Annotated in this window: 12 protein-coding genes; 11 read left to right on the top strand and 1 reads right to left on the bottom strand. The window is 58.9% G+C overall.

What is annotated here, in order from left to right; all coding sequences use genetic code 11:
- Nucleotides 1-13: 13 nt before the first annotated feature.
- A complete protein-coding gene (locus GPM19_RS11685) occupies nt 14-919 on the bottom strand; it encodes a TIGR01777 family oxidoreductase (RefSeq protein WP_160419220.1) in 906 nt (301 codons plus the stop codon).
- Between the two features lie 134 nt (nt 920-1,053).
- Between GPM19_RS11685 and GPM19_RS11680 the strand changes: the two genes are divergently transcribed.
- From GPM19_RS11680 to fabB, 11 genes are all read left to right on the top strand, one after another.
- Nucleotides 1,054-2,106, top strand: coding sequence for an NAD(P)/FAD-dependent oxidoreductase (locus GPM19_RS11680; protein ID WP_160419219.1), 1,053 nt, complete (start codon nt 1,054-1,056; stop codon nt 2,104-2,106).
- Between the two features lie 36 nt (nt 2,107-2,142).
- Entirely contained in the window at nt 2,143-2,517 is a 375-nt protein-coding gene (locus GPM19_RS11675) for a sirohydrochlorin chelatase (RefSeq protein WP_160419218.1), read from the top strand.
- 183 nt (nt 2,518-2,700) lie between these two features.
- Nucleotides 2,701-3,621 carry a MerR family transcriptional regulator gene (locus GPM19_RS11670; RefSeq protein WP_202114812.1) on the top strand — a complete coding sequence of 307 codons (921 nt, stop codon included), beginning with the start codon at nt 2,701-2,703 and terminating at the stop codon, nt 3,619-3,621.
- Nucleotides 3,622-3,659: 38 nt separating this feature from the next.
- Entirely contained in the window at nt 3,660-5,075 is a 1,416-nt protein-coding gene (phrB, locus tag GPM19_RS11665; protein ID WP_160419217.1) for a deoxyribodipyrimidine photo-lyase, read from the top strand.
- Nucleotides 5,076-5,122: 47 nt separating this feature from the next.
- A complete protein-coding gene (locus GPM19_RS11660) occupies nt 5,123-5,557 on the top strand; it encodes a nuclear transport factor 2 family protein (protein ID WP_160419216.1) in 435 nt (144 codons plus the stop codon).
- Nucleotides 5,558-5,596: 39 nt separating this feature from the next.
- A complete protein-coding gene (locus tag GPM19_RS11655; RefSeq protein ID WP_160419215.1) occupies nt 5,597-6,394 on the top strand; it encodes an SDR family NAD(P)-dependent oxidoreductase in 798 nt (265 codons plus the stop codon).
- Nucleotides 6,391-7,746, top strand: a complete 1,356-nt coding sequence (locus tag GPM19_RS11650; RefSeq protein WP_160419214.1) for an NAD(P)/FAD-dependent oxidoreductase — start codon at nt 6,391-6,393, stop codon at nt 7,744-7,746. Before GPM19_RS11655 ends, GPM19_RS11650 begins: the two co-directional genes overlap by 4 nt.
- Nucleotides 7,743-8,507 (top strand): DUF1365 domain-containing protein, encoded by a 765-nt coding sequence (locus GPM19_RS11645; RefSeq protein ID WP_160419213.1) that lies wholly within the window; start codon nt 7,743-7,745, stop codon nt 8,505-8,507. The genes GPM19_RS11650 and GPM19_RS11645 overlap by 4 nt, the downstream gene beginning before the upstream one ends.
- Nucleotides 8,504-9,811 carry an SAM-dependent methyltransferase gene (locus GPM19_RS11640; RefSeq protein WP_160419212.1) on the top strand — a complete coding sequence of 436 codons (1,308 nt, stop codon included), beginning with the start codon at nt 8,504-8,506 and terminating at the stop codon, nt 9,809-9,811. The genes GPM19_RS11645 and GPM19_RS11640 overlap by 4 nt, the downstream gene beginning before the upstream one ends.
- A gap of 263 nt (nt 9,812-10,074) precedes the next feature.
- Nucleotides 10,075-10,590 carry a 3-hydroxyacyl-[acyl-carrier-protein] dehydratase FabA gene (gene fabA, locus GPM19_RS11635; protein WP_114485825.1) on the top strand — a complete coding sequence of 172 codons (516 nt, stop codon included), beginning with the start codon at nt 10,075-10,077 and terminating at the stop codon, nt 10,588-10,590.
- Between the two features lie 12 nt (nt 10,591-10,602).
- Entirely contained in the window at nt 10,603-11,820 is a 1,218-nt protein-coding gene (fabB, locus tag GPM19_RS11630; protein WP_160419211.1) for a beta-ketoacyl-ACP synthase I, read from the top strand.
- Nucleotides 11,821-11,884 lie beyond the last annotated feature (64 nt).

Below are 11,884 nucleotides of genomic sequence, written 5' to 3'. Positions count from 1 at the left end.
GTAGATGTCCAGCTTACTCCAGGATATCGGCTAACGCCTTGTCCAGAGTGGGAAAGTTGAAGCTGAACCCGGCGTCTTCCAGGCGCCGCGGGCGCATGTCGGCCCCGGTAAGCAATAGCCGCGACATCTCGCCGAATATGGTTTCCAAGGCGATGGCGGGCACTGGGAGCACGGCCGGACGCTTGAGCTTATGCGCCAAGGTCTGGGTGAATTCCGCATTGGTCACCGGATTAGGTGCACTGGCGTTGAAGGCACCGTCGAGATCATCGCGCTCCAGCAGGAAAAGTATCGCTCGTACCAGATCCTCCCGATGAATCCATGGCATGTACTGCTTGCCATTGCCGAAGCGTCCCCCCAGGCCGAGTTTGAACGGCGGCAACATTTTTTGCAGCGCACCACCGCCCTCATCCAGCACCAAGCCAATGCGCACAATCGCCAAGCGCGCCCCGTAGGCTTCCACCTCTTGTGCGGTTTTCTCCCAGCGTTGACACAGCCGATGGGCAAACTCGTCGTGAGGCGGCGTCGCTTCGGTGACCACCCGGTCACCCTGGTCGCCGTAGTAGCCCATGGCGGAACCCGAGATCATCACCTTGGGCACGGCTTCTCCCTTATCGCGCAACTCGGCACACAGCGATACCAGATCCTGGGTGATGCCCACCCGTGACTCGATCAGCTTGGCTTTTTGCTCCGAACTCCAACGCTTACCGGCAATCGATTCACCGGCCAGGTTGATCAGTGCTTCGGGTGGCGTGTCGACGAACGCCATCACACTGTCGCGGATATCACAATTATTCGGCAGACGGTCGCGGACGCCCTCCGGGTCACGTGACACCACCTGCACCTCATGACCTTGCTCGACCAGACACCGACACAGGCGTTGCCCGACAAACCCACTGCCTCCGGTTATCAATATGCGCATCGTCATTTCTCTCCTGCTGCCGTTAAACCGCCAGAGTGAGACGGATTTATGTTATACAGATATTGTACGCATCTGCTAGTCTAGAGGAAACTAAACGATTCCGACTCATTTTCCACTAACCATGTGAATAGTGTATGCCTAACACACACTCACGCACGCCCTCTCCAGCGGCTACCGCGATTATCGGGGCCGGCATTGCCGGGCTGGCGTGTGCTCAGAACCTGAATGCCGCCGGCAAGGCGGTACAGCTATTCGAAAAAGCCCGCGGCCCCGGGGGGCGCATGTCCAGCAAACGCCGTCTGCAGGCGATATTCGATCTGGGAGCCCAGTACTTCACGGCCAGAGACGCCGAGTTTCAAGAGGCAGTGGCACGCTGGCAGCAAGCCGATTGTGTCGCGCCATGGCCGGAAAAACTCTGGCAGGCGAGTCCCTTGGGCTGGGAGGCCCAGCATGACGGTCAATTGCGCTACGCTGGAAAACCCCGCATGAGTGCCCTGCCTCGCTATCTGGCCCAAGGGCTGGCTGTCCAGACAGAGACACGTATCGAGATCCTTGAGCGTGACGGTAGCCAGTGGTGGCTTATCGATAGCAACGCCCAACGTCATGGACCTTTCGCCCAAGTGGTCATCAGTACGCCCGCCCCTCAGGCCCAGGCGTTGCTGGGAGAATGGGCGCCACGGCTGAGTGAAATTTGCCGCGCAACGCCCCAGCGCGCCTGCTGGGCGGGCTGGGTAACCTTTACCCAGCCGCTGCCGGTGTTACCCGGCGTACCGGAAACCTGGCAAATAGCGCGCTTGGCGCATCCCGCCCTGCGCCTGATGTCGCGTAACCAGACCAAGCCCGGCCGGGAAGAGCAGGATGAAAGCCTGAGCCTGATCGCTCACCTCGACTGGAGCGAAGCACACCTGGAATCCTCCGCCGATGAAGTGGCAAACTTCCTGCTGGATGCCTTGCGCAGCGTGTTCCCCTCACCCACGCATCTTCCAGAGATTGAGGATCTGGGCGCTCACCGCTGGCGCTATGCTCAGCCCGCCGAGCCCGCCGCCTTCCAGGACGAGGGGCGTCTGGTTGACTTTCATCTGGAAAGCAACGGCCTGGCATTATGTGGCGATGGCTGTCGAGGTGGCCGCGTGGAAGATGCCTGGCTTTCCGGCCATCACCTGGGCCAGGCCTTAGCCAAGACATAATCCACTCCCTTCCCTTCCTCTCAAGGAGCGCCTTACATGGCCTATCATCTGGTATTGCTTGCGCATGGTTCCAGCGACCCCAAGTGGCGCGAGCCTTTCGAAAGCTTCCATCACAGCCTGCGCCAGCGCTTGAGCACTCCAGTACATCTGGCGTACATGGAGCTCAGCGAGCCCTCGCTGGAAACCACGGTAGCCACACTCGAAGCTCAGGGAGCCCACAAGGTGGAGATCCTGCCGCTGTTCTTTGCCGCCGGACGCCACCTGCGCAAGGACGTACCCGGCCAGATCGAGGCACTCACCCGTCTCCACCCCGGCCTGGCATTAACCCTGCTGCCTCCCGTAGGAGAGCATCCCGCCTTTGTCGACGCCCTGGCGGCGGTGATTGCTGAACAGGCCGGGGAAGCTGGATAGAGATACGCAACGGCTGGTTGTGATGGACAGTTGTGATGGACAGTTGTGATGGCAAAGCACAGGTTGTACAAAGTATCTTTGTCCAACATGCTATTGCAGTGACGTTGCATAAAGATTCGGCTTACCGACAACTGTTAGATATTTCACCAAGTAGCACAGACAACTAAAGAGGCACTGGCGCCCATGAGCAACAAGGCGACCCATCCACCCGATACTCCGCTTTACCCCATTCGGGAAGTTTCCCGGATAACGGGTGTGAATTCGGTCACCCTGCGCGCCTGGGAGCGTCGTTATGGTTTGATTCGCCCCCAACGCACACCCAAGGGTCACCGTTTGTATGCGCAGGATGATATCCAGCGCATCGAACGTATCCTGCAATGGCTCAATCGTGGCGTTCCGGTAAGCCAGGTGGTGGATCTGCTCGATCAACCCACCGCACCGGATACACCCACAAGCAACGCCAGTGACTGGAATAGCCAACGTCTACAGCTGCAAGCCGCCATTCAGGCGCTGGATATGCTCAAGTTGGAAGCGCTCTATCACCAGAGTCTAGCGCTATATCCTCTCAGCATCAGTATCAACGAGTTATGGCAACCGGTAATTCATAGCCTGGAAGCCCAATGGAAGGCCCAGCCTGACGACCTGGTACGGCGCACTCTGGAAGCCTTCCTGCGCAGCCAGGTGGGCATACGCCTTTATTACGCTAACCAGGCAACTCGCGGTCCGTTGATATTGCTCAGCACAATGCCTGACGACCCCGGCCCCCTATGGATGTTGATGGCGGCCTTGATGGCCAGCGAACAGGGCTACCGGGTCCAACTGCTGGATGTTCCCTTGGCACTGGATGAGTTGCCGCGGGCCGTTTCACGGTTGCACGTTTCCCTGGTGCTGCTGGCCAGTGGCCAAGCGGAAGATTCAACCTTCATTCAGCAGGCGTTACCCCAGGCCGCTGCCGGGCTGACAGTCCCGTTAGGGATTTGTGGTGAGGTCGCCCGGCTGCGTGCCGCCGACTTGCAGGATACTGAGGTGCATGTCCTTGGCAATGACCTGACCCAGGCCATTTCCCGCCTGCGCCCCTTATTGCGTGAGTCCGGCGTGCTGTAACGCACCGGCCAATTCACTAACATCGAGATGGAGACGCCATGGCCCTGCAGTTGATCTGGCTACGCAGCGACCTACGTATTCATGACAATAGCGCCCTTGCCACCGCGGCCGAAAACGGCCCGGTGTTGGCGGTGTTCCTGCGCAGTCTCGCCCAATGGCGAGCTCATGGGCACGGCGCCAACAAGCTGGATTTCTGGATGCGCGGCGTCGCCGCTCTGAAAGATGCCTTGGAGGGGCTCAACATTCCGCTGTTGCAGCGCGATATCGACAGCTTCGACCAGGCGCCCGCCGCCTTGTTGGCCATCGCTCGGGAACAGGGCATCGAGCACTTGCACTTCAATCATGAATATCCGCTCAACGAAAGCCGGCGCGATCGGGCCGTGGTAGCGGCGTTCGCTCAGGATTCTCGCCGTGCTACCGGCCACCACGACAGCATCGCCTTTGCTCCCGGCAGTTTGCGCACCGGCAAGGGCGATTATTACGGCGTTTTCACGCCTTTCGCCAAGGCCTGGCATAAGCAGCTGCAACCCGAGCAGTTGGCATTGCGCGACACTCCCTCGCCGCAGCAACGCCTGAGCATTGTCAGTGACGCCATGCCCGAGCCGTCCGCCCATGAGGAGCCAGCGGTCGATGCCCGGCAGTGGCCCGCCGGGGAAGATGCCGCCGCAGACCGTTTGGAGCGTTTCCTGCATTTTCGCGGGCGTCATTACCACCAGCAGCGTGATGTTCCCGCCATTCGCGGCACCAGTGAACTTTCCCCCTACCTGGCGCTGGGGATGATCTCCTATCGTCAGTGCCTGCAGGCAGTACTGGCGCACAACGACGGCTCTCTCGCCGAGGGCGATGCGGGGCTGACCACCTGGGTCAACGAACTCATCTGGCGAGAGTTCTACCAGCACGTGGCCGTAGGTTTCCCCAAGGTATGCCGCCGCCAACCGTTTCAAGACCATACCCAAGCCCTTGCCTGGCGGGAGGATGAGGAAAGTTTTGCTGCCTGGTGCGAGGGGCGCACCGGCTACCCCCTGGTGGATGCCGCCATGCACCAGCTAGTCAAAACCGGCTGGATGCATAACCGTTTGCGCATGGTCAGCGCCATGTTCCTGTCCAAGCACCTGCTGATCGACTGGCGTCGTGGCGAGGCATTTTTTCTGCGCCATCTCGTCGATGGCGAGTTCTGTGCCAATAACGGTGGCTGGCAATGGGCGGCCTCCACCGGTACCGATGCCGCTCCCTACTTTCGCATCTTCAACCCGACCACCCAATCCACCCGCTTCGACCCCCAGGGGGAGTTTCTTGCCCGATGGATACCGGAACTTGCCCAGCTTCCGGCCAAGGCGCGTCATGCGCCCCCGCGTGATCTATTGAACCGGCTTGATTATCCGGCACCCATTGTGGAGCACAAATTCGCCAGACAACGGGCGCTGGACGCCTTTAAAGCCCTCAACTCCAACTGACCTCGCTTCAGTAGATTCAGCGAGAAAGCTTCATTGAGGATTTCGTCATGTCTCATGCCGCCCTGGAGGCCTTTTGTGCCTTCTTTAAAAAACTAGACAAAACATGTACAGATAATATTTACAAGGTATATACTGAGGACGTTATTTTCGTAGACCCCTTGCATCATATCGAAGGGCGCGAAGCACTCAAGAGTTACTTTGCCACCCTTTACGACAACGTCCAGGAATGCGGTTTTACGTTCCACCAGCAGCTCTGCCAGGGCGACAGCGCCTTCGTGACCTGGACCATGCATTTTTCCCATCCACGCCTAGGTGGGGGGAAACGCATCGACGTAGAGGGCTGCAGTCGGCTGCAGTTCGCGGATGACGGCAGTGGCCGAGTAACCCGCCACCGAGACTACTTCGACGCCGGGGCCATGCTTTACGAACATTTGCCGCTAATGGGCGGCACCATACGCTGGCTGAAACGACGCTTGAACTGACTTTGGACAGAGCGACGAGACAGGCCGCAGGAGAGCTTCATGAGCACTTGGAGTACGCCACAACGCATCTGGCTGACCGGCGCCACTTCCGGTATCGGTAAGGCACTGGCCACCAAACTGTTGGCCGAAGGGCATCAGCTGGCATTGAGCGCGCGCAATGCCGATGCCTTGGCCGAGCTGAGTGAGGGCTTTCCGGACGCCCTGGTCTTGCCGCTGGATATCAGCGATCACCAGGCGGTGCTCGCCGCTGGCAGGCGTATCGAAGCACGCTTCGGCGCGCTGGATCTAGCCTTGTTCAACGCCGGCACCTGTGAATATCTCGACGCGCAAAACTTCGATATGGCACTGATAGAGCGCGTTTTCACACCTAACGTATACGGTACCTTGTATTGCGTAGAGGCCGCCCTTCCGCTACTGCGCCGGGCCCGTGGCGAAGGCCGCCCGGCACGCCTGGCGGCGGTTTCGAGTGCCGCTGCCTATCTGCCGCTGCCACGCGCCGAAGCTTACGGGGCCTCCAAGGCAGCGCTGAGCCATTTTCTGGAATCGCTCCGTCTGGATCTACATGGGGAAGGCATCGCGGTCAGTGTGATTCACCCGGGCTTTGTCAAAACCCCGCTGAGCGATCGTAATGACTTTCCGATGCCTATGCGTATCAGCCCGGAACAGGCCGCCGAGGCGATTCTTGCAGGTCTGGCGCGTGGGCGTCTGGACATTCATTTTCCACGCCGTTTCACCTACCTCGTCAAGCTGCTAGGCATCTTGCCGGCAACGCTGCGCTTACGGATCGGACTGCGCATGGTGCGTGACGCAAGCTCTACCCAGGAGAAGCGCTCATGAGCACTTCCGCTCGCCAACGTATCGCCGTGATCGGCAGCGGCATCAGTGGAATGGCTGCCGGCTGGTACCTTTCTTCGCAGCATGAGGTCACGCTGTTCGAAGCCGATACTCGCCTGGGCGGTCACACCGCCACCATGGATGTCAGCGTAGCGGGTCAGGATTACGCCATCGACACCGGCTTCATCGTCTTCAATGACTGGACCTATCCGCATTTCCTACGCCTTTTGGCCCATCTGGATGTCCCCATCCAGGCCACGGAAATGAGCTTTTCCGTGCACGAGACCGACGTCGACTTCGAATATAACGGCCATACGCTGGGATCGCTTTTTGCGCAACGACGCAACCTTCTGCGCCCGGCCTTTTACCGCCTGCTGGGCGAGATTCTGCGCTTCAATCGCGAAGCAACTCGGGACCTGGCCCAACAGCGTCTGGCGGACGTGATGACACTTGGCGACTACCTGGATGCTCATGGCTATAGCGCTGCTTTTCAACGCCGCTATCTATTGCCCATGGGAGCTGCCATCTGGTCGGCGAGCATCGAAGATTTGCGTACTTTTCCGCTGACTTTTTTCGTGGGTTTTTTCCGCAATCACGGCCTGCTTTCGATCAGCAACCGTCCTCAGTGGTACACCCTGGTGGGAGGTTCGAGATCCTACATCCCCGCCTTGACGGCGCCTTATCGTGAGCGCATTCGCCTGAATGCGCCGGTCACTGCGCTCAGGCGCGATGCGACGGGCGTCACGCTGACTACCGCTTCAGGCCAGGAACGGTTCGATCAGGTGGTGTTGGCCTGCCATGCCGACCAGGCACTCAAGCTGCTGCAAGATGCCACGGTCAAAGAACAGGACGTTCTCTCGGCCATGCCTTATCAGGACAACGAGGTGGTGCTGCATACCGATACCCGGCTGTTGCCGCGCAGGCGCAGAGCCTGGGCCAGCTGGAACTACCGCCTGGACAAGCGCGATGAACAGGCCCGGGTATCGGTCACCTACAACATGAATATTCTTCAACGGCTCTGCGAAAAGGCGCCTACTTTCTGCGTCACTCTCAACGACAGCCAAAGCATCGAGCCAAGCCAGGTGCTCGGGCGCTACACCTATGCGCATCCTCAGTTCACCCTGGCGGGCCAGGCCGCTCAGGCACGCCATTCGGACATCTCCAGCCCTGCTCGACGCACGCATTTCTGTGGGGCATATTGGCGCAACGGTTTTCATGAAGATGGCGTCTGGAGCGCGCTTCGTATAGCACGCACATTAGGCTGTGACGAGCCTTGCGAACTTCCTCGCCCCGAGTCCGCACTGCCCGCCGCCCAGGATCTGTTGACGCCCAATCATACGGAGGGCCCGGGATGATCAAGGCTCCTCGCTCGCGCATTTATCAGGGTGTGTTGCGTCACCGGCGTTTCACACCGCGCAAACATGCCTTTTCTTATCAGGTCTGGATGGCATGGTTGGATCTGGACGAATTACCCGAACTCTTTGACGATGTGCCGGGTTTCAGCGCCCGAGGTCCGGCGTTGATTCGGTTCAAGCGTGAGGATTACCTCGGCCCCACTGACCGCCCGCTGAAGACCGCCGTGCGTGAAGCGCTGATTCGCCATCTAGGCACTGCACCGGATGGCCGAATCTATGTCCTCACCCAGCTGCGTACCCTGGGCATGATATTCAACCCGATTACGCTGTATTACGCCTATGACCAATACGGCCGCCTGGCAGCCGTACTCAGTGAAGTGACCAACACTCCCTGGCAAGAGCGTACCCAGTATGCCTGCCAGGTAACCCCTGAGCGCCATAGCCATCGTGCAAGCTTTACCAAGAACATGCATGTTTCTCCCTTCAACCCCATGTACATGACTTATCACTGGCGTTTCAACACACCCGATGAACGGTTACTGCTACACATGGAAAACTGGAAGGAAGAACACTGTCATTTCGATTCCACCTTGACACTCGATGCCGTGCCCGCCACCCGCAAGCAGCTGTTACGCGTCCTCAGGCGCCATCCCTGGATGAGCCTGAAAACGGTTGCCGGCATTCATTACCAGGCGCTGCGCCTGTGGCTCAAACGCGTTCCGATCCACTCTCATGCCAAGCGCAAGGAGACTCCTTCATGACCACCCTGCGTCCTGTCCCGCCTTCGTCTCTACCCCACTCCAGCCCTTGCACCTCTACGCCACAGGCGTCTGACTTGCAGCAGGATCGTCTCACTCGCTTTCTGAAGCCGCGCCTGCTGGCTCAGCTGGATACCTTCGAACAAGGCAGTATCACGCTGATTGAAGGCAACCAGTGCCACCACTTGGGTCAAGGCGGCCCCCTGGAGGCCAAGGTGGTGATTCTCAATTCGCGCGCCTGGAAACGCATGGCGCTGGGCGGCACGGTGGGCGCAGCGGAGTCCTATATGGACGGTGACTGGGACACGGATGACCTGGTCGTACTGGTACGCTTGTTCGCCGCCAACCTGGAGCATGTCAACGGAACGATGGAAAACGGCAGTGCACGCCTGGCACGCTGGTTGCTGGGGGCGGCTTATCGCTTTCAACGCAACAGCAGGGATGGCTCCAAGCGCAACATTGCCGCCCACTACGATCTGGGCAACGACCTGTTTTCCACTTTTCTGGATCGTGAGCACTGGATGTACTCGAGTGCGGTGTTTCCCTCTCCTGAGGCGAGTCTGGAGCAGGCCTCGACCTACAAGCTCGACCTGATGCTGGAAAAGCTCGACGTGCGTCCTGAGCATCACCTCCTGGAGATCGGCACCGGCTGGGGTGGCCTGGCCATCCATGCCGCCAAGACACGGGGTTGTCATGTCACCACGACCACCATTTCCGAGGCTCAGCATGCCCACACCGCCAAACGCATCCGCGAGGAAGGCCTGGAGTCGCGCATTACGCTACTCAAGCAGGATTACCGTGAACTCGACGGCCATTACGACCGTTTGATTTCGGTAGAGATGATCGAGGCGGTAGGCCATCATTACCTGGATACCTACCTGGCCAAGCTCGACAGCTTACTCAAGCCAGACGGTATCGCCATGCTTCAAGCGATCACCATTCGGGATCAGCGTTTCGAGGCGGCCAAACGCGAAATGGATTTCATCAAACGTTATATCTTCCCCGGCGGTTTCCTGCCCTCGCATCACGCGATTCTGGATAGCATCAGGCGCAAGACATCGTTCAATCTCTTGGCGCTGGATGAAATCGGCACGCACTATGCGCGTACGCTGCGGGAGTGGCGCCAGCGTTTCGAGGCCAGTCTGGAGCAGGTGCAAAAGCTGGGTTACGACGAGCGCTTCATCCGCATGTGGCGCTATTACTTATGCTACTGCGAAGGCGGCTTTCTGGAACGCAGTATCGGTACCTGCCATGTGCTGATGGCCAAGCCCGGCGCTAAGCGTGCCCCTCTTACCGGTGCCCTTTGAGAACCAAGCGAGCCGGGAAGATGAAAACATTGGCCTTAGGCATGCCAGAACAACAACCGTTAGAATAAGAACGAATGCTGAAAGGACTCATCGGCCGCTGAGGCTTAATCGGTAGCCATTGGTCGTTCAAGGTTCAGGCAACGTGCATTCATGGGTTTCGGGAAGTAGACTAGGCAAAACGTCTCGCGGGCCGTACTCGGTACGCTACCCGGGAATACGCGCCGTAAACGGCAAACCACTATCTCGACTCTCGGAACGATTCAGTGACCAAGCAACATTCCTTTGATCGCAAAGAACTGCTGGCATGCTCGCGCGGCGAGCTGTTCGGCCCCGGAAACGCTCAGCTTCCGGCACCCAACATGCTGATGCTTGACCGCATCATCCATATTCATGAAGAGGGCGGCGACCACAGCAAGGGTGAGTTGATTGCTGAGCTGGATATCACCCCAGACTTGTGGTTCTTTGACTGCCACTTCCCTGGTGATCCGGTAATGCCCGGTTGCCTGGGGCTGGATGCCATGTGGCAACTGGTCGGTTTTTACCTGGGATGGCTAGGCCACCCCGGCCGTGGAAGAGCGCTCGGCTGTGGTGAGGTCAAGTTTTCCGGGCAAATTCTTCCCGAGGCAGATAAAGTGACCTACCGCATCAATATCAAGCGGATAATCACACGGCGCCTTATCCTGGGAATTGCCGATGGTACGGTTTGCGTCGATGGACGCGACATTTATCAGGCTAATGATCTGCGTGTTGGCCTATTCACCTCCACAGCAAATTTTTAACAGGAGGCTCCCATGCGACGAGTGGTAGTCACCGGCCTTGGCATTGTGTCTTGTTTGGGCAATGACCAGCAACAGGTTCTCGAAGCGCTCAAGAGCGGACGTAGCGGTATTCGTTTCAAGGAAGAATACGCCGAACGCGGCTTTCGTAGCCATGTGGCCGGCAGTGTCGATATTGACCTGGATGCCTTGGTCGACCGTAAGCTGCGCCGCTTCATGGGCGATGCAGCGGCCTATGCCTATGTCTCGATGGCTCAAGCCATCGAAGATTCCGGCTTGTCGGAAGATCAGGTTTCCAATGAACGTACCGGCTTGATCGCCGGCTCCGGCGGCGCCTCCAGTGCCAACCAGGTCGAAGCCGCCGATGTGCTGCGTGAAAAAGGCTTGCGTCGGGTAGGCCCTTACCGGGTTACACGCACTATGGGCAGCACGGTATCGGCATGTCTAGCCACACCGTTCCGTATCAAGGGCGTCAATTATTCCATCTCTTCCGCCTGTGCCACGTCCGCGCATTGTATCGGCAGTGCCATGGAGCAGATTCAGCTGGGCAAGCAGGATGTGGTGTTTGCTGGCGGTGGTGAGGAAGAACACTGGACATTGTCCTGTCTGTTCGACGCCATGGGCGCCCTCTCGACCCACTACAACGACACACCGGAAAAAGCCTCACGGCCTTATGATCAGGCGCGCGATGGTTTCGTGATCGCCGGCGGCGGCGGCATGCTGGTGCTTGAGGAACTCGAGCACGCCAAGGCCCGTGGTGCCACGATCTATGCCGAGCTGGTCGGTTATGGGGCCACGTCCGACGGCCACGACATGGTGGCACCGTCCGGCGAAGGTGCCGTGCGTTGCATGCGTCAGGCCATGGCCACGGTGGAAGGCGATATCGACTACATCAATACCCACGGCACCTCCACCCCCGTGGGTGACGTCGCCGAGCTCAAGGCAGTACGTGAAGTCTTCGGAGACTCGCCTCCGGCAATGAGTTCGACCAAATCATTGACGGGGCATTCACTGGGTGCCACTGGTGTACAGGAAGCCATCTACTCGATATTGATGATGGAAAACGACTTCGTCACCGCCTCGGCCAATATCGATCACCTCGATGAGCAGGCCCACGGTTTCGATATCGTTACCACTCGGCGGGATAACGTCAAACTCGAACGGGTATTGTCCAACAGTTTCGGTTTCGGCGGCACCAACGCCTGCCTCGTGTTCCAGCGCTACCAGAGCTGAACGAGCCAAGCCCCATCGTTTGGCATCACCGCAAACGGCGCCCCTTGGGGCGCCGTTTGTGTGT

Source organism: Vreelandella zhuhanensis, assembly GCF_009793355.1.
Taxonomy (GTDB): domain Bacteria; phylum Pseudomonadota; class Gammaproteobacteria; order Pseudomonadales; family Halomonadaceae; genus Vreelandella; species Vreelandella zhuhanensis.
This window is presented reverse-complemented; position numbering and strand designations above follow the sequence as displayed.

Coding starts and splice junctions, on each gene's coding strand:
- GPM19_RS11685 (WP_160419220.1), bottom strand. CDS start 919: ATGCGCATATTGATAACCGGAGGCAGTGGGTTTGTCGGGCAACGCCTG.
- GPM19_RS11680 (WP_160419219.1), top strand. CDS start 1,054: ATGCCTAACACACACTCACGCACGCCCTCTCCAGCGGCTACCGCGATT.
- GPM19_RS11675 (WP_160419218.1), top strand. CDS start 2,143: ATGGCCTATCATCTGGTATTGCTTGCGCATGGTTCCAGCGACCCCAAG.
- GPM19_RS11670 (WP_202114812.1), top strand. CDS start 2,701: ATGAGCAACAAGGCGACCCATCCACCCGATACTCCGCTTTACCCCATT.
- phrB (WP_160419217.1), top strand. CDS start 3,660: ATGGCCCTGCAGTTGATCTGGCTACGCAGCGACCTACGTATTCATGAC.
- GPM19_RS11660 (WP_160419216.1), top strand. CDS start 5,123: ATGTCTCATGCCGCCCTGGAGGCCTTTTGTGCCTTCTTTAAAAAACTA.
- GPM19_RS11655 (WP_160419215.1), top strand. CDS start 5,597: ATGAGCACTTGGAGTACGCCACAACGCATCTGGCTGACCGGCGCCACT.
- GPM19_RS11650 (WP_160419214.1), top strand. CDS start 6,391: ATGAGCACTTCCGCTCGCCAACGTATCGCCGTGATCGGCAGCGGCATC.
- GPM19_RS11645 (WP_160419213.1), top strand. CDS start 7,743: ATGATCAAGGCTCCTCGCTCGCGCATTTATCAGGGTGTGTTGCGTCAC.
- GPM19_RS11640 (WP_160419212.1), top strand. CDS start 8,504: ATGACCACCCTGCGTCCTGTCCCGCCTTCGTCTCTACCCCACTCCAGC.
- fabB (WP_160419211.1), top strand. CDS start 10,603: ATGCGACGAGTGGTAGTCACCGGCCTTGGCATTGTGTCTTGTTTGGGC.